Source organism: Nocardiopsis sp. RV163, assembly GCF_001029525.1.
Lineage (GTDB): Bacteria > Actinomycetota > Actinomycetes > Streptosporangiales > Streptosporangiaceae > Nocardiopsis > Nocardiopsis dassonvillei.
On record NZ_LEKI01000131.1, the window covers coordinates 1 to 16,610 of the forward strand.

Annotated in this window: 15 protein-coding genes; 4 read left to right on the forward strand and 11 right to left on the reverse strand. The window is 74.0% G+C overall.

The genetic code is table 11. The features are described 5' to 3' along the window. Positions 1-67: 67 nt before the first annotated feature. Positions 68-967, reverse strand: coding sequence for a class I SAM-dependent methyltransferase (locus tag ABD54_RS20130; protein ID WP_047871069.1), 900 nt, complete (start codon positions 965-967; stop codon positions 68-70). Between the two features lie 1,287 nt (positions 968-2,254). Here ABD54_RS20130 and ABD54_RS20135 point away from each other — a divergent pair. Then, positions 2,255-2,779: a 6-carboxytetrahydropterin synthase gene (locus tag ABD54_RS20135; RefSeq protein WP_047871070.1), complete on the forward strand. Its 525-nt coding sequence runs from the start codon at positions 2,255-2,257 to the stop codon at positions 2,777-2,779. Positions 2,780-2,934: 155 nt separating this feature from the next. Here the strand turns inward: ABD54_RS20135 and ABD54_RS20140 are convergent, their stop codons facing one another. The 7 genes from ABD54_RS20140 to ABD54_RS20170 form a co-directional block, all read right to left on the reverse strand. Continuing rightward, positions 2,935-4,425: an MDR family MFS transporter gene (locus tag ABD54_RS20140; RefSeq protein ID WP_047871071.1), complete on the reverse strand. Its 1,491-nt coding sequence runs from the start codon at positions 4,423-4,425 to the stop codon at positions 2,935-2,937. 361 nt (positions 4,426-4,786) lie between these two features. Next, complete coding sequence (locus ABD54_RS20145; RefSeq protein WP_047871072.1) at positions 4,787-5,236, reverse strand: hypothetical protein; 450 nt, start codon at positions 5,234-5,236, stop codon at positions 4,787-4,789. 743 nt (positions 5,237-5,979) lie between these two features. Further along, positions 5,980-7,137 carry a glycerol dehydrogenase gene (locus ABD54_RS20150; protein ID WP_047871073.1) on the reverse strand — a complete coding sequence of 386 codons (1,158 nt, stop codon included), beginning with the start codon at positions 7,135-7,137 and terminating at the stop codon, positions 5,980-5,982. 192 nt (positions 7,138-7,329) lie between these two features. Further along, positions 7,330-8,820, reverse strand: a complete 1,491-nt coding sequence (locus tag ABD54_RS20155) for an aminopeptidase P family protein (RefSeq protein ID WP_047871074.1) — start codon at positions 8,818-8,820, stop codon at positions 7,330-7,332. 233 nt (positions 8,821-9,053) lie between these two features. Beyond that, the gene (locus ABD54_RS20160) at positions 9,054-9,590 is read right to left on the reverse strand and encodes a GNAT family N-acetyltransferase (protein WP_047871075.1); all 537 of its coding nucleotides are present in this window, start codon (positions 9,588-9,590) and stop codon (positions 9,054-9,056) included. 132 nt (positions 9,591-9,722) lie between these two features. Further along, positions 9,723-9,941 carry a DUF3099 domain-containing protein gene (locus ABD54_RS20165; RefSeq protein ID WP_047871076.1) on the reverse strand — a complete coding sequence of 73 codons (219 nt, stop codon included), beginning with the start codon at positions 9,939-9,941 and terminating at the stop codon, positions 9,723-9,725. Between the two features lie 138 nt (positions 9,942-10,079). Continuing rightward, positions 10,080-11,036 (reverse strand): oxygenase MpaB family protein, encoded by a 957-nt coding sequence (locus ABD54_RS20170; protein ID WP_047871077.1) that lies wholly within the window; start codon positions 11,034-11,036, stop codon positions 10,080-10,082. 208 nt (positions 11,037-11,244) lie between these two features. Here ABD54_RS20170 and ABD54_RS20175 point away from each other — a divergent pair, with 208 nt between their 5' ends. Beyond that, positions 11,245-11,967, forward strand: coding sequence for a nuclear transport factor 2 family protein (locus ABD54_RS20175; RefSeq protein ID WP_047871078.1), 723 nt, complete (start codon positions 11,245-11,247; stop codon positions 11,965-11,967). Positions 11,968-12,006: 39 nt separating this feature from the next. On the opposite strand, the gene ABD54_RS20180 is transcribed toward ABD54_RS20175, so the two are convergent. Both ABD54_RS20180 and ABD54_RS20185 read right to left on the reverse strand, forming a co-directional pair. Further along, entirely contained in the window at positions 12,007-12,708 is a 702-nt protein-coding gene (locus ABD54_RS20180) for a response regulator transcription factor (RefSeq protein ID WP_047871079.1), read from the reverse strand. Beyond that, a complete protein-coding gene (locus tag ABD54_RS20185) occupies positions 12,675-14,063 on the reverse strand; it encodes a sensor histidine kinase (protein ID WP_047871080.1) in 1,389 nt (462 codons plus the stop codon). Before ABD54_RS20185 ends, ABD54_RS20180 begins: the two co-directional genes overlap by 34 nt. A gap of 194 nt (positions 14,064-14,257) precedes the next feature. Between ABD54_RS20185 and purB the strand changes: the two genes are divergently transcribed. Next, the gene (gene purB / locus ABD54_RS20190; RefSeq protein ID WP_047871081.1) at positions 14,258-15,688 is read left to right on the forward strand and encodes an adenylosuccinate lyase; all 1,431 of its coding nucleotides are present in this window, start codon (positions 14,258-14,260) and stop codon (positions 15,686-15,688) included. 192 nt (positions 15,689-15,880) lie between these two features. Then, positions 15,881-16,105, forward strand: a complete 225-nt coding sequence (locus ABD54_RS20195; RefSeq protein ID WP_047871082.1) for a hypothetical protein — start codon at positions 15,881-15,883, stop codon at positions 16,103-16,105. Positions 16,106-16,172: 67 nt separating this feature from the next. Here the strand turns inward: ABD54_RS20195 and ABD54_RS20200 are convergent. Beyond that, the coding region (locus ABD54_RS20200) for a pyridoxal-phosphate dependent enzyme (protein ID WP_047871083.1) at positions 16,173-16,610 on the reverse strand (438 nt) is incomplete at its 5' end.

Here is a 16,610-nt window from a genome sequence, read left to right on the forward strand (position 1 = left end):
GAGACGGTCCGACCACCCCGGACGGCCGTCCGTCGGCGGACGTGCCGCGACGGCCCGGCCACCGGGATCAGGCTCCCGGTCGGGCGACCAGAACCGCTGCCTGGTCGCCGATCGCGTGGGGCCGGAGCGCGAAGTGGCGGATCAGGGCGGACTCCAGCGCGCTCCTGATCTCCTCGGCCCTGGGGTGCAGCTCGTACCAGAACCCGGTCAGGACGGCCGCCGCGGTCGCGGCCCGCTCGTCCGGTTCCTCCCCGTCGAACCGGATCGAGGACTCGGCGCGGTGCAGGGAGAAGTCGCCGAAGCCCCGGGAGGCGAGCGCACGGGCGGCCTGCGACAACAGGTAGCCGTGGTGGTCGTAGGGCTCCTCGGCGATCGGCACGCAGACCTCGTTGACCAGCCTCATGAGCTCGTTGCCCGACCCCGCGGCGAACAGCACGATCTTGGACTCCGGGTCGCCCGGGTCGCAGACCCGGACCATCTCCGCGACGGCCCGCTCGATGTCCTCGACGTACTGGAGGACCCAGGCGCTGTAGACGGCGTCGAACGAGTCGTCGGGGAAGGGGATGTCCTCGGCGGTTCCGGCGCGGACCTCCACCACACCGCGGGCGGCCTCGTCGCGGATCGCCTCCACCAACTGGGGGTGGGGCTCGATGGCCGTGCAGGAGCCCGTCCTCGCCGCGACGGTGCGCGCCATCTCCCCGATCCCGCCGCCGACGTCGAGCACGCGGCGGTTGGCCGCCGTGAGGCTCCGGATGAGGGCGAGCTCCTCACCGCGCTCCAGCCGGGTGGCGAACTCCACCCACCCGTCGCCGGTCACGCTCCGCGGCCCCCGGTACCGCGTGGGCATGAGGTCCGCGGGCCCCAGGGCGTCGTGCTCCAGTAGTTGGTCCAGGGACGACCGTGAAGGGTCTCCGGCCCCCTCGGGCGCGTTGCCGGGTGCCGGTGCTCGGGTTCGTGCTTCTGCCATGTCTGACTCACCTCTCGTGGTCGTGGGGAGGGGCGTGAGGGGTCCGCCGACGCCGGGGGTCCCGGCGCGCGCCCTCCGGGTCCGGCGTCCGGGGCGGGCTCCCGACCGACGGCGGCCGGGGCGGCGGCCGCCGTCGATCGGTGTGCGGGCCGCGCCTCGCCGTCCCGGTGCAGGGGAGAAGGCGCGGGGAGCGGTGGGCGAGGGCTTTCGCCTCCGCCGGGGCCCGTGTCCGCCGCGCGCCCATCCGGGTCGTGTCGGCTCTCGCGGGGTGGACGAAGTCGCTCTCATGGACAACGGGACCTGCAGCCTCCCGGAATTGATCCTCGAAAAGACCAGCCCAGGAGCATTGCAGCGAAATCGTGAAGACGCCTCCAGAATACATTCCCGCGGAAACAATCTCCACCCCCGGAAGAAACGAAAGGCACCCGGGGCCGGTCCGGCACGAAATCCTCTGCTCATCATGCGAACAGGGCATAAATTGGTATTTCGCATGTCATTCAACGTCATCCGACACGGCCTGGCGACACACGCACCGACACGACCGGCCCCCCGCAGACGCGCAGGGCCGCTCCAACGAGGGCGGCCGATCGCCGCGACACGGCCCCGGCCCAGGCCGGTCCGGCGTTTCCGCGGGACCGGAAAAGGGGGTTCCACCCCTTGTGGAAATCCGGCAACCAGCGGCCCCGCACCCTTCTCCACGAAGGACGTGCGCCCTGCGGCGCCGTGGGGCCGCACCCCGGGGGCCTTGCGGGGGCCGGGGCCGAAGCACGGCAGGAGGCGTTCCCGACCTGGCGCTACACTCCCGCGGCGGCGCGGCGGGGGCCGCGCTCCCCCCGCCACGCAAACTCGGACCTTTCATCCCGAATTTCCGTTCGCATACTTTTTCCTGAAATCTTGATATTCGGAGAGATCGGGGCCTGACCCGATCCGAAAAACCACCCCTCACACCCCTGCTGCTGCGCCGAATAATCAACTATGGTTTTCCCGGGAGCAGCGGGGAGATGCCATCGTGTCAGTCGTCGGCGCGAAGGACGAAAGCGGGGCGGCATGTGTGCCCGTGTCATGGAAACGGCCGACCCGCCGACTTTCGGACCACCGTCGATGCCGACCCAGCTCCGCCGTATCCGAGCCGCCCACCGCGCCGTCCGCCCCACCCGGCCGGAGCCGGAACCGCCACACGGACGGCCGCGCGCGGTGCGGTCGGCGCCCCGCCCGCCCGACCCGGCGCCACGCCCCCATCGGACGCCGGGGCGCCCGGCCCGACCGCGTACGCGAAGGAGAGTCCCGATGACGCACCGCATCCGAGTCCGGCACAACTTCGAGACGGCCCACAGGCTCCCCCACCTGAGCGGGAAGTGCATGAACCTGCACGGCCACTCCTGGTGGGCCGAGGTCAGCGTGAGCGCCCCCGCTCTGGGCGGGGACGGCACCGTCGTGGAGTTCGGCGCCTTCAAGAAGGCGCTGCGCGCCTTCGTCGACACCCACCTAGACCACGGGGCCATGCTCGGCGCGGGGGACCCGCTGGCCGCGGTCCTGGCGGAGCACGGCAGCAAGGTCTACCGGTTCGGGGCGGCCTCGCCCGGCGACACCGAGCGCTACGCCCGCGACCTTCCCTACCCGACGGTCGAGGCCGTCGCCGTGATGCTGGGCAGGGTCGCCCAGGACCTGCTCGACGGCGGGGACCGGGCGGCGGGCGCGCGGGTGACCGGTGTGGAGGTCACCGAGACCCACGTCAACACGGCGGCGTACCACCCCGTGGCCTCCTCCCAGGCCGGTGAGCGCTCCTTCGAGCGCGTCCTGGCCGCCGACTGACCCGCGGCGCGGCCCCGGACACCGCGGCCGGGAGGGGGCGGCCGTCCGCTCGCGGGGCGTGGAACCGACGGGGGCGCCGGGGGACCAGACCTAGCGGACTGGTCCCCCGGCGCCCCTTCTACCTGTGCCCACGGCCCTCACGGGCCCCGCGGCCCCTAGTGGGCCGGGGTGGGAGCGCCACCCTCCGGGGCGGCGGCCTGCGAGCGCCGCACGAGGAAGGTCAGTGCGAAGGCCACGACGGAGACCACCGCGCCGACCAGGAAGGCCGCGTGGACGCCGCCCGCCTGGGCGTTGACCTCGGTGAGCCCGTCGGTGAGCAGGCCCGCCGACGTGCCGGACATGATCGCGACGAAGATCGCCGTGCCTGCCGCGCCCGCGACCTGCTGCACGGTGCCGACCACGGCGCTGCCGTGCGAGTACAGCTCGGGCCGCAGCGAACCCAGTGCGCCGGTGAGCAGCGGGGTGAACATGAAGCCGAGGCCGACGCTGAGCGCCATGTGGGCGGCGATCACGAAGCCGACCGGCGTCTGGGCGTCGAGCAGGGTCATGCCCCACAGCACCAGGGACACCAGCGCCGAACCCGGGATGACCAGGGGGCGCGGGCCGACGCGGTCGTAGAGGCGGCCGACCACAGGGGCGAGCAGGCCCATGACCAGACCGCCGGGCAGCAGGGCCAGGCCGGTGACGAGCGTGTCGTGGCCCAGGACGTTCTGCATGTAGACCGGCAGCAGGATGAGGGTGCCGAACAGGGCCATGAAGCTGATCACGACCAGGCCGATCGAGACGCGGAACTGCGTGGAGCCGAACACCCGCAGGTCCAGCAGGGCGCGGTCGCGGCGCTGGAGGCGCAGTTGGCGCCACACGAACAGCACCAGTGCGACGGCGCCGACACCGATCGAGGCGAAGGGCGGGACCACGGCCGTGGCCTCGCCCCCGCCCAAGCCGGAGAAGCCGTAGACGAGCCCGCCGAAGGCCACCGCCGACACCAGGAGCGAGAGGACGTCGATGCTGGCGGTGCGCGGCTCGGTGACGTTGCGGATGAAGAGGACGCCCAGGACCAGGCCCAGGACCGCGATGGGCAGGACGAGGCCGAACATCCACCGCCAGTCGAGCACGCTGAGGATGAGGCCCGCCAGGGTCGGGCCGACGGCGGGCGCGACCGACATGACGATGGAGATGTTGCCCATGGTGCGGCCGCGTCGGTCCGAGGGGACCACGTTCAGCACGGTGGTCATGAGCAGCGGCATCATGATCGCGGTTCCCGCCGCCTGGACCACGCGGCCCACGAGCAGGAAGCCGAAACCGGGGGCGAGGAAGCACAGCAGCGTGCCGATGCTGAACAGGGTCATCGCGGTGATGAACACCTGGCGTACGTGGAAGCGCTGGAGCAGGAAGCCGGTAGCGGGGATCACCACGGCCATCACGAGCATGAAGGCGGAGGTCAGCCACTGTCCGGTGGAGACGGAGATGCCGAGGTCCCTGTTGAGCGCGGGCAGCGCCACGCCCATGATCGTCTCGTTCAGGATCACCACGAACGCCGAGACCAGGAGCAGGGGGATGATGAAGCGCCCCGCCCGCGCGCTCTTGTCGTCCTGCGTTGAGGCCGAAGCGGTCTCGGCCGTGGGTGGAGTGGGCTGCCCGGTCACAGATGTCCTCAGATCGTGGTGTTCGAAAGGGTTCGTCCGGAGGGTTCGCGGAACCTCCCCAGAGGTACCCCAACGCTCCAGACCATCCGCCCGTTCCCGGAACAGCGGTGTGTTCTGGACCATAACCGCACCGTCGGCGCAACAAACCCGCCACGGCGGTCCGGTACCGGTTCCGGGTTCATGGCGTGTGGGGTGTGACCGGTGTTGACGTCGGATTCGACCCGACCGCAAACGGGGTGTGACCGAAAGTGGAGTCGGGTCCGGTCCGACGCCGGGAGGACGGAGAGCGGAGCGCGCGCCGGGACCGGCCGGGCGTGACGCGGGCCGCGGGTTCTCAGTCGCGGGTCCCGGACGCGGGCCCTCAGCAGCGGGCGGAGCCGTCCGCGGGCAGCCCCCGGCAGGCGGTGCGCGCCAGCGCGAGCGCGCAGGCGTCCTCCACGAGGCCGCCGATCCAGGCCGGGCGGCCCGTACCGCTCCAGTACCGCCGCCACTCCACCCCCGCCAGGGCGCCGACCGGCGCGGCCGCGGCGGCGAGGACGGTAGCCAAGACGGTCGACGTGCCCGTTCCCCGTGCCAGCAGGGCGCCGCCGGTGCCCGCGCTCACCACCCTGGCCGTCAGGCTCGGCGCGGCTGTGCGGCTGGGGATGCCGGGGAGCTTGTCCCCGGAGAACTCCCCGAGCGCGGCCAGCACCATGAGCGCGCGCTTGCCCCTCCCCGCCGAGTGCCACAGCGGCGCGCCCCCGAGCGTGCTGCGCGACCCCGCGGCCAGCCCCAGCAGCAGTGCGCGGCCCGCGCCCGATGATGCGCCCATGGTCGGTGCCCCCTCGTTCTTCGGCCGCCGCACGCGGCCGGGTGCTATCCCGGCTATCCCGTTCGGCCCCGGCGAAACCTCGGGGGTCGGGGGCCTCGGCCGCTCGTGGCCTCCGGAACCGCCCGACCGTCCGGACCCGCGGGGATGACCTCGCACGACGTCCGTGCGGAGGTGCACGCCTCCTCCGAAGAGACGTTAGAGAGCGCCGACCAGAAATGTTGACGATGTGACGCTAGGGCTTTCGCTCCAGCGGCCTTCCGGTCCCCAGCGGTGGTTTCGGCGCGGAGTCGGCCGCGGGCCAACTGGACCGACCCGCGGAGTCGGGCCCGGCCGGACCAGGGTGCGGGCATGCCCCTCCCCCACCCCGCCATGGACCCCGATCCCGACGACACCCTCCTGGACGCGCTCGTGCGCGAGGCCTTCGGCGGCGGCGCCCGCGTGCGCGAACGCGCCGTGCTCACCGGCGGCACCTACAACTCCGTGCACCGCGTGGTCCTGGCCGACGGCCGCCGGTCGGTGCTCGAGCCCGCTCCTCCTCCCGACCGGCCCCGGCTCACCTACGAGCACGGCGTCACGGCCACCGGGGCCCTGGTCCACGAGCGGGCACGCGCCGGACGGGGCGGCCCGGACCAGGGCCTTCCTTGCCGGGCACCCGGAAACCGACCTGGCCCGGCTGGCCGAGCCGCTGGACTGAGCCCGGCGGACCGACCGGCCCCGGCGGGGAGAGCGGCGCCCGGATGCGGTCAGTGGGCCCCGGGCGCCTGCGGCTCCCCGAGCCCGGCCTCCCGGCGGGCGCGGCGGCCGACCCCCTCCACCGCGCGCAGGGCGTCGCGCACGTCCCGGGCCGAGGGCGTGAACGCGAGGTTGTGGATGGTCTCCTCCGGCGCGGTCGCCGCGGCCACGACCCGGTCGAGCACCTCGTCGTCCGCGTCGCCCAGCCCCGCCTCGGTCAGTGTGGCCGGCAGGCCCACGCGGGCCGTGAACCGCGCGAACTCGTCCACTTCCGAGGCCGGGGCGCCCTCCAGCAGGAGCTGGGTGAGCGAGCCGATGTTGACCTTCTGCCCGTGGGCGAGGTGGTGCGTCTCGTCCACCGCCGTCAGCCCGTCGTGCACCGCGTGCGCGGCGGCCAGACCGCCGGACTCGAAGCCCAGGCCGGACAGCAGCGTGGTGGCCTCCACCACGGCCTCCACGTCCGGGGTCACCAGGCCGCGGTCCACCGCCTCAAGCGCGGGCAGGGAGGACTCCCACAGGATGTCCCAGGACAGGCGGGCCAGGGTCGTGCCCGCACGGGTCGGCAGGCCCTCCACCATGTTCGTGCTGTGCGCCCTGCGCACCGCGCGCGCCTCGATCCAGGTGGCGAGGGCGTCGCCGACCCCGGCGGCCAGGAACCGGGTGGGCGCCTCTGCCACGAACTGCGTGTCGACCACCACCAGCGCCGGATTGCGGTCGTAGAAGCGGTAGGACTCGAACGCCCCCGACTCGGTGTAGACCACCGACAGCGCCGACGTGGGCGCGTCGGTCGAGGCCACCGTGGCCGCACTGACCCAGGGGACCCCCGTGTCGTCCCCCGCGGCCTTGGCTGTGTCGATCGCGGCCCCGCCGCCCAGGCCGATGACCACGTCGTGGCCGCCGTCGCGGATCGTCCCGGAGACGCGTTCGGCCTCGGCCCCGGTCGGAACGCCGCCGAAGCGCTCGAAGGCCAGGGGCAGGTCCGCCTCGCGGAAGGAGGCGGTGAGGACGTCCTCGGTCAGCCCGCGGACGACGTCGTCGACCAGGACGAGCGGGCGGGAGCCGTGGTCGGAGACGAGCGGGCCCAGCCGGGCCAGGGCGCCCCGTCCCTGGACGTAGCGTCCCGGCGAGGCGAAGACGCGCGGCCGGGTTCCGTGGGTGTGCTCTGCCATGGGATGGAACCTCCTCCTCGGTGGATTCCCCTCCCCTCCCGCTGGCCGCGCAGCCTCCTGCCCAAACGTGCTGTGGCGAGGCATGGGCCACTCTTGGGCGCGGGAAGGGGCGCGTACGCGTTCCTCGCACCCGCCGCGCACGACGGCGGGACCGCCCGCTAGGAGGCGGTCCCGCCGTGTGTCCGGAGGGGGTCAGCGCGGCATGCGCTCGGCCAGCCAGGCCTCCACCTCGGCGGAGGAGCGCGGCAGACCGGCCGACATGACCGTGCGGCCCTCCTCGGTGACCAGCACGTCGTCCTCGATGCGCACGCCGATGCCGCGCAGCTCCTCGGGGACGGTCAGGTCGTCGGGCTGGAAGTACAGGCCCGGCTCGACGGTGAGCACCATGCCCGGCTCCAGATCGCCGTACAGGTGGACCTCCTGGCGCGAGACCGCGCAGTCGTGCACGTCCATGCCCAGCATGTGGCCGGTGCCGTGCAGGGTGTACCTGCGCTGCAGGCCCAGCTCCAGGACGCGCTCGACCGGCCCCTCCAGCAGGCCCCACTCGACGAGGCCCTCGGCCAGCACCCGCTGGGACGCCTCGTGGAAGGCCGTGAACGGCCTGCCCGGGGCGACGGCGGCGATACCGGCCTCCTGGGCGGCGTACACCAGGTCGTAGACCCGGCGCTGCACGTCGGTGAAGGTGCCCGACACCGGCATGGTGCGGGTGACGTCGGCGGTGTACAGCGTGGTGGTCTCCACGCCCGCGTCCAGCAGCAGCAGGTCGCCCTCGCGCACCGGGCCGTCGTTGCGGGTCCAGTGCAGGGTGGTGGCGTTGGCGCCGGAGGCGGCGATGGTGCCGTAGCCGACGTCGTTGCCCTCCACCCGGGCGCGGAGGAAGAACGTGCCCTCGATGAAGCGCTCGGAGGTGTCCTTGGCCTGCGGCAGCGCCTTGACGACGTCGCCGAAGCCGCGCACGGTGGCGTCCACGGCCGACTGGAGCTGGGCGATCTCCCACTCGTCCTTGACCAGGCGGTGGTCGGCCAGCGTGACGGAGAGGTCCTCGTCGAGCTGGGCGTACTTGGCCCGGGCCTCCTCGTCGGCGTCGGCGCGCAGCCCGTCGACGACCGCGTCGAGCTCGGCGTCGTGGCCGCGCGCGATGCGGGTGGTCGCGCCGCCCGCGCGCAGCACGCCGGGCAGCGTGGTCACGTCGGCGGTGGCCACGCCCAACAGGTCGGCTGCCTCGGAGAGGCTGTTGCGGCGGCCGGTCCACAGCTCGCCGTAGCCGCCCAGCCAGAACTCGCCGTTGTCGCGGTTGGAGCGGGGCTTGAGGTAGAGGACCGCGTCGTGCCCGCCCCCGGCGCGAGGCGTGAATACCAGGCAGCCGCCGTCGGAGGTGTCACCGGTGAGGTAGGCGTAGTCGGTGGCCGCCCGGAACGGGTACTCGGTGTCGTTGGAGCGGGTGAGCAGCTGCCCGGCCGGGACGACCAGGCGGTCGCCGGGGAAGGCCGCGCTGAGCGCGGCGCGGCGGCGGGCTGTGTGCCCGGCCTGCTCGACGGGCTCCAGGTCGCGCCGCTCGGTGTCGGCCCACCCGGTGGTCATCCACGCGGCGAGCTCGTCGGAGACCGACTGCGCCTGCCCGTTCTTGCGGGGAGTGAACACGGGGGCGTTCGTCTCGTCCTGGGGGCGCTGCTGCTCGCTCACGTCGTGCGTCTCCTCGCGGGTCCGGCGTCGTGGCCGCTTGTGGCGGCCCTGGCCACCCATCGTACGGGGAGGCCCCGGGGTGCGGCCGTCGCGCGGACATACCGGAAGCCATAACGCGACCGGGCCCGCCGGAGGCCGTGGACGCCCCCGGCGCGAACCCCTGCGGCGGCCTCCCCCGAGGCCGCGGGCGCCGGCCTCGGGAGAGGCCCTCCGGTGGCCGGTCGCCAGCCTCCTCACACCAGGTCGTGGGCGAAGGGGATGGCCGTGCGGTGGGGCAGCTCGTCGATGTCGGCGGGGTCGACCTCCCGGTAGCCGATCCGCGTGTAGAAGGCGACCGCCTCGGGCTGGGCGGGACCGGTGAACAGCAGGACCCGGGTGTAGCCCAGATCGCGGGCGGCCTCCTCCAACGCGGTCATCACCCGGCTGGCCAGTCCGAGGCGGCGGTGGCGTCCCGAGGTCCAGACGCGCTTGAACTCGGCGGTGTCGGCCATTGCCGCCCGGTCCTTCTTGTAGGGGCGCACGGCGCCTCCGGCGACGATCTCCCCGTCCAGTTCGGCCAGCACGAGACGGCCGTGGGGGGCGGCGAACTCGGTCACCGGGTAGCGCGCGAGCTCGTCGGCCGCGCCCTCGGCGCCGTAGCGCTCGGTGTACTCCTCCAGCAGCCCGTCGAGCAGCCCCCGCACGCGCGGGTCGTCGTGGCGCACGCGCAGCACGCGGACCGCGCCGGTCAGCGGTTCCGCCGAGAGGTCCTCGGCACCGGTGTGGGTCACGCGTTCCTCCCCCTGGACGGCGGGGCGCCCCGCAGCGTTGGCGGCGTGCGGTGCCCGGTTCCGCCGGAATACTACGCGTCGGATCGTCGGACCCGTGACGGGGGTCGCGCGCCCCCGCCGGACCGGGGGCGGTCAGTCCGCGTTGGGCCCGTACCTGTTGTCGCGGTCCTCCGGGTCGTCTGGGTCGGCGATGCTGCCCAGGGCGGCGGCCACCGGCGGCAGGACGGCCGCCACCGCGGACATGGCCACCGCCCATCCCGCGCCGAAGAGGTAGTAGACGGGCAGCGCACCGGCGAACAGGAGCAGACACGCTCCCATGACGAGGCTGTACTGGCGTACGCGGCGCTTCATCACGGCCCCCTCGGTCCACGGGACACCCTCCACGCTACCCGGGGCGATCCCCCGGCCCGGCCAACCGTTGCGCGAAGGCGCGACCGCCCGCGACGGGGCCGGGCACGGGCGCCTCCGCGCCCGGGCGGCGAACCCGTCTCAGGCCTCCGCGGCGGCCCCGGCGTCCGCGGACGGCGGGGAGGACACCGCGGCGGAGGCCGACGGCGCCCGGAAGAGGGTGCGGGCGCGCAGCGCCCGGAACCCGTTCTCGGCCTCGTACCCGGCCTCCAGCAGCCGCTGTCTGGCCTCCTCTGCGCTGCGCACGGTGGCCTCGTCGAAGAGGAGGTTGTAGTAGCGCTCGGGCACCCGGTTGAGGACCGCCCTCAGGGTCCGCAGCGACGTGGTGGCCGCCGCGTCCCCGCCGGGGGCCTCGGGCAGGATCCCGTAGGCGCGGCGCGCCCACGCGGGCAGGGTGGCGTAGGACAGCGCGCCGACCGGGAACCACAGGGGCTTGAGCGGGGCCAGCCAGGACAGGCGCTCGGGCACCTTGGGCCACAGCAGGAAGCGCACCGCCTGCCGGGCCTCGGGGGTGGCGCGCAGGGCGGGCCGGACCGAGGCCAGGTAGCGGCGCATGTCGGCGACCGAACGCGGCACGTCCTCGCGCGACAGGCCCACGTAGGCGGCGGTGCGCGACTGCTCGTCGAGGTAGCGGTCCGCGTCGCGGGCGGTCAGCGCGACGCCCGCGCGTACGGCGTTCTCCAGATAGGAGGAGACCTCGGCGCAGTGCACCCACACCAGCAGGTCGTGCCGGTCCACCCGGTGCGTGCGGCCGGTGGCCGGGTCGGCGAAGGACAGCGCGCGGTGCACCCGGCGGACGCGCTCGCCGAGCGCGTCCGCCTCGGCGGGGCTGCCGTAGGTGGTGACGGCCACGAAGTGGGCGGTGCGCATCAGGCGGCCGGTGGGGTCGGAGCGAAAGTCCGAGCGCTGCCACACCCCCTGCATGGCCACGGGGTGCAGGGCCTGGAGCATGAGGGCGCGCACGCCCGCCACCCACATCGACCGGTCCAGGTGGATCTTCCAGGTGACGCTTTCGGGGGCGGCGACGGTCGGCTGCATCCGGTCTCCTACGGGCTGCGGGGGGAGTTCGCACCGTGACGGCTCCGCACCTCCATGATAGGTCCGGCGCTACCCCGGCCCGCGGCGGGTCCGCGACGAGGCCGACTCGTGACCGGGCCTTGGGCGAACCGGGAGGCGGACCGGGAGCAGTCTGGGTAGTGGGACCGCTCGGTCCGCGGGCGGTCGCAGCGAGCCGAGGAGGCGAGCCATGTCCGCCCCACCCCAGGGCCACCCGTCCTTCGACACCGAACGGTACGTCCGTGCCGTGGAGTCGGCCGACGCCGAGGAGCTGGCGGCCCAGTACAGCGACGACGCCTCGATGGAGACGATCGACCGGCGGACCCCTCCCAGCGCACCGACGGTCCTGCGCGGCAGGGAGGAGATCGGGCGGGCCCTGCGGGACGTCTGTTCGCGCGAGATGACCCACGAGGTGCTCCAGTGCGTCTCCGACGGCGAGCACGTCGCCGTCACCGAGCGGTGCACCTACCCCGACGGCGGTCAGGTCATGAGCATGGCAATGCTCGACCTGCGGGACGGGCGCATCGTGCACGAGTCGGTGGTCCAGGCCTGGGACGAGGGGTCCGCGGACACCCCCCAGGGGGCCCGGTTCGACGAGGCCGAGCAGAGCCAGGAGTTCGAGCGGGGCCGCATGGAGGTCGTCAGCGTCGGCGGACGGGCGGTCACGCGCCTGACCCTGATGCCCGGCTGGCGCTGGTCCGAGCACCTGCGGCCCCTCCAGGGCACGGACAGCTGCGTGAGGACCCACTGCGGCTACATGGTCTCGGGCGTCCTGGCCTGCCGCATGGACGACGGAACCGAGCGCGAGTTCGGGCCGGGAGAGGTCGTCTTCATCCCGCCCGGGCACGACGGCTGGGTCGTGGGCGGGGAGACCGCCGTCATGGTCGACTGGTGCACGGCCGAGTCCGGCTGAGCGCCCGGCGCCGTCCCGGCCGTGCGGGGGCGGGTCGGCTCAGACGGGGCGGCCGCGCAGGTAGGCCAGGACCGCTTGGACGCGGCGGTGCACGCCCTCGTCCTGGGGCAGGTCGAGCTTGGCCAGGATGTTGCCCACGTGCTTGCCGACGGCGGCGTCGCTGACCACCAGGTGGCGGGCGATCGCCCCGTTGGAGCGGCCCTCGGCCATCAGGGCGAGGACCTCGCGCTCGCGCGGTGTGAGGCGCTCGAGCGGGTCGGCGCGGCGGCGCAGGAGCTGGCGGACCACCTCGGGGTCCACGAAGGTCTCGCCGTCCACCACCCGGCGCAGCACGGAGGCGAACTCGCGGACGTCGCCCACCCTCTGCTTGAGCAGGTAGCCCACGCCCTGGCCGCTCCCGGAGTCGAGCAGGTCGGTGGCGTAGCTCAGCTCCACGTACTGGCTCAGCGCGACCACCGCCAGGCCCGGGCGCTCGCGGCGCAGCCGGACTGCGGCCCGCAGCCCCTCGTCGGTGAAGCCGGGCGGCATGCGGATGTCGGTGACCACGAGGCCGGGCTCGTGGTCGGCGACGGCCGACAGCAGCGCCTCGGCGTCGCCGACCGAGGCCACGACGGGGAAGCCGAAGCGCTCCAGGATTCCCGACAGCCCCTCTCTGAGCAGGACGCCGTCCTCGGCCAGGACGGTGGGCACCGGGGGCGCGTCGGGGGTCACGCCAGCGGTGTCGGGGGAACGGGTCCGCACGGAAGCTCCACTCGGATTCGGGTAGGTCCGCCCTCGGGGCTGGACAGTTCCATTGTGCCGCCCATGACGGCGACGCGGTCCCTGAGCCCGGTGAGCCCGGACCCGCGGGCGGGGTCGGCACCGCCCGCGCCGTGGTCGGTGACCTCCACCAGCAGGGTGTCGGGCCGACCCGGCCCGCCGGGTTCGGTACCAGCGCGCACGGTGGCGGCGTCGGCCGTGGTGTGCTTGCAGACGTTGGTGAGGGCCTCGGCGACCACGAAGTAGGCGGTGCCCTCCACGTGCGCGGGCGGGCGTGCGCCTATCCGCGCGTGCACCGTCACGGGCACGGGGCAGCGGTCGGCCAGCTCCTCCAGGGCGGCGGGCAGTCCCCGGTCGGTGAGGACCCGGGGGTGGATGCCGCGCACCAGTTCGCGCAGCTCGGTGATGAGCTCGTCGGCCTTGGCCTGCGCGGCGACCACGCGCTGGTCGGCCTCGCTGCCCTCCTCCAGGTCCAGGCGGGCCACGCCCAGGTCCATGGACAGGGCGACCAGGCGCTGCTGGGCGCCGTCGTGCAGGTCGCGTTCGATGCGCCTGCGCTCGTACTCGAAGGCGTTGACCAGGCGGGCCCGTGACTGGGTGACCTGGTTGAGTTCGGCGTGCAGGACCCCCTTGGGCGGGCCGACCAGCAGGGTGCGGGCCAGCAGGGAGTGCAGGCCCGCCAGGGCCGCCGACACGTAGAGCAGGACGACGAACAGCGGCGGGGCCAGGAGGGTGTAGGGAGCCGCCTCGGCTCCGGAGGTGAGCGTCACGGGTCCGAGGTCGATGACGGAGCCGGGGCCGTCGTCCAGCAGGAGCGGACCGGAGGCCAGGACGATCGCGAACAGCAGCAGGAAACCGGTGATCGTGGCGGTGATCCCCGACAGGGGGAGCATCAGCCCCGCGTAGGCCACCTCCCGCCAGGTGGCGGCCTCGGTGTAGCGGGTGCGCACCCATCCCCACAGACCGGGGACCGGTTCGCGGTGCCCGCTCTCTCGGGGGCCGCCTCCGACCAGGCCCAGGCGCCAGCGCTCCAGCGCGCCCAGGGGGATGGCGACCAGCGGGCCGAACAGGAACGTGAACGCCAGGCACAGGGCCAGCACCAGCACGATCCCGCCGTAGTCGTCGAAGGCCCGGAGCTCCCCGGTCCACGCCATGAACAGCGCCGCCCAGAGGGCCAGGACGGGGAAGGCGGCGAAGAACAGGACGGAGGCCACGAGGACCGTGCCGCCGCTGTAGGCGAGGCCGCGCCAAGGCCAGGGGGTGAGCAGGAAACGCCTGGTTCCGAGCGCCTGGAACAGGGTGCGCGGCGCGTTCGGGGACTCCTCGGGGGTGGCCATGACCCAAAGTTAGGCGGTCCCGGCGCACACCGGAATCGGCTGCGCCACCTGGTGGGAGGTGGGGCTGGCCCTACCTTCCCGGTCCCGGTCCGGGCGCTCGCCGACCTCCCCGCGTCGCCGCTGCTCGGAGCCCGGGGCCTTCGGGGGGAGTGGCCGCGCGCCCGTCGCAGCTCAGGACGATAGGGTCGGACGACGTGAGTGCGAAACCGCTGATCCCTGATGTCCTGGCTGCCCGCTACGCGTCCGCGGAGCTGACCCGGCTGTGGTCCCCCGAGTACAAGGTGGTCGCCGAGCGGCGGCTGTGGCTGGCCGTGCTGCGCGCCCAGGCGCGTCTGGGCGTGGACGTCCCGGCCGGTGTGGTCGAGGACTACGAGAAGGTCCTGGAGCAGGTTGACCTGGCCTCCATCGCCGAGCGCGAGCGGGTCACCCGCCACGACGTCAAGGCCCGCATCGAGGAGTTCAACGCCCTCGCCGGGCACGAGCACGTCCACAAGGGCATGACCTCTCGCGACCTGACCGAGAACGTCGAGCAGCTCCAGGTGCGCGACAGCCTGCTGCTGGCGCGCGACCGGGTGGTGGCGCTGCTGGCCCGGCTGGGAAGGCTGTCGGCCGAGTACGGCGAGACGGTGATGGCGGGCCGCTCCCACAACGTGGCGGCGCAGGCCACCACGCTCGGCAAGCGGTTCGCGTCGATCGCCGACGAGGTGATGGTGGCCCACGGGCGGCTTGAGGAGCTCATCTCCCGCTATCCGCTGCGCGGTGTCAAGGGCCCGGTGGGTACCGCGCAGGACATGCTGGACCTGCTGGGCGGGGACCGCGCCGCGCTCAGCGCGCTGGAGGACGAGGTGGCCTCCCACCTCGGGTTCGAGCGGCGCTTCACCAGCGTGGGCCAGGTCTACCCGCGCTCGCTGGACTTCGAGGTGCTGACCGCGCTGGTGCAACTGGCCGCCGGGCCCTCGTCGCTGGCCAAGACGATCCGCCTGATGGCCGGGCACGAGCTGGTCACCGAGGGGTTCGCCGAGGGCCAGGTGGGCTCCTCGGCCATGCCGCACAAGATGAACACGCGCTCGTGCGAGCGGGTCAACGGTCTGACCGTGATCCTGCGCGGGTACGCGTCCATGGCCGGTGAGCTGGCCGGGGACCAGTGGAATGAGGGCGACGTGTCCTGCTCGGTGGTGCGCCGGGTGGCCCTGCCGGACGCGTTCTTCGCCTTCGACGGGCTGGTGGAGACGATGCTGACGGTGCTGGACGAGTTCGGCGCCTTCCCCGCGGTGGTCTCCGCCGAACTCGACCGCTACCTGCCGTTCCTGGCCACGACCAAGATGCTCATGGCCGCGGTGCGCGCCGGGGTGGGCCGCGAGACCGCCCACGAGCTGATCAAGGAGCACGCGGTGGGCTCGGCCCTGGCCATGCGCCAGGAGGGCGCGGGCAACCGGCTGCTGGACCGCCTGGCCGAGGACGGGCGCTTCCCGCTCGGCCGCGAGGAGCTGGACGCGCTGCTGGCCGACCGGATCACCTTCACCGGTGCCGCCGCCGACCAGGTGGCCGCCGTGGTGGAGCGGATCGACGCGATCGTGGCCGCGCACCCGGAGGCGGCCGCATACTCCCCGGGTTCGATCCTGTAGGGGCTCGGGGCTCGCCCGGTGGGGGCCCGGGACGGCGTGTGAAGCCGACCCGGGCCCCGCCGCGTGCGGCGCGCGGACGCGCGGTGACGCGTGTATGACCCAGCTCACCGCCGCTAGCGGCGGGTCCGAAAGTTAACGCCTATTACGGTTGTGCTGTCGGCACGTCCAACCCCCGATCCCCTCGGAGCACCCATGATCGACCCCGATTCCTTCGGTACCGCTCTGTGGACCGTGCTGGTCGTCGCCGCCGTCGTCATCGCCTTCGGTCTGGCCGCCCTGTCGGACATGGCCATGCGCCGCCGCGAGGACCGCGCCGCTCCCGCCGTCCGGCGCGCGAACCCCGTGGCGGCGCGCGCGGACGAGCGGGAGCGGGTGAACGGGAGCGGGCCCGCCGGCGGCGGGGGCTCCCGCGCCTGAGACCGGCGCCGCCCGGGCGCGGCCCCGGACCCCGGCGGGCGGTCTCAGCCCCGTCCGGTCCCGCGGCTCACGACACCAGGCGGGCGAACAGCTCCGGGTCGGTGTTGCCCCCCGAGACGACCGCGACCGTCTCCTGCGGGCGTCCGGGCGCGGTGGGCACCCGGCCCGCCAGGACCGCGGCCGCGGCCAGGGCCCCGCTGGGCTCGGCGACCAGACGTGCCCCGTGGGCGAGTGCGGCGACGGCGCGGGCGATCTCCTCCTCGGTCACGGTGACGACCTCGTCCAGGCGGGCGCGCAGGTGGGCGAAGGTCAGCTCGGACAGGCACACGCGCACCCCGTCGGCCATGGTGCGATGGGTGCGCTCGGGCGGCCAGGCGACCAGGCTCCCGGTGCGCAGGCTCTCGGCCGCGTCGGCGGCCAGTTCGGGCTCCACCCCCACGACGCGGACGGGCCGCGGGCCCGAGGCGGCCAGCGCGGCGGTGGCCACCCCCGAGGCCAGCCCGGA

Coding starts and splice junctions, on each gene's coding strand:
- ABD54_RS20130 (WP_047871069.1), bottom strand. CDS start 967: ATGGCAGAAGCACGAACCCGAGCACCGGCACCCGGCAACGCGCCCGAG.
- ABD54_RS20135 (WP_047871070.1), top strand. CDS start 2,255: ATGACGCACCGCATCCGAGTCCGGCACAACTTCGAGACGGCCCACAGG.
- ABD54_RS20145 (WP_047871072.1), bottom strand. CDS start 5,236: ATGGGCGCATCATCGGGCGCGGGCCGCGCACTGCTGCTGGGGCTGGCC.
- ABD54_RS20150 (WP_047871073.1), bottom strand. CDS start 7,137: ATGGCAGAGCACACCCACGGAACCCGGCCGCGCGTCTTCGCCTCGCCG.
- ABD54_RS20165 (WP_047871076.1), bottom strand. CDS start 9,941: ATGAAGCGCCGCGTACGCCAGTACAGCCTCGTCATGGGAGCGTGTCTG.
- ABD54_RS20170 (WP_047871077.1), bottom strand. CDS start 11,036: ATGCAGCCGACCGTCGCCGCCCCCGAAAGCGTCACCTGGAAGATCCAC.
- ABD54_RS20175 (WP_047871078.1), top strand. CDS start 11,245: ATGTCCGCCCCACCCCAGGGCCACCCGTCCTTCGACACCGAACGGTAC.
- ABD54_RS20185 (WP_047871080.1), bottom strand. CDS start 14,063: ATGGCCACCCCCGAGGAGTCCCCGAACGCGCCGCGCACCCTGTTCCAG.
- ABD54_RS20195 (WP_047871082.1), top strand. CDS start 15,881: ATGATCGACCCCGATTCCTTCGGTACCGCTCTGTGGACCGTGCTGGTC.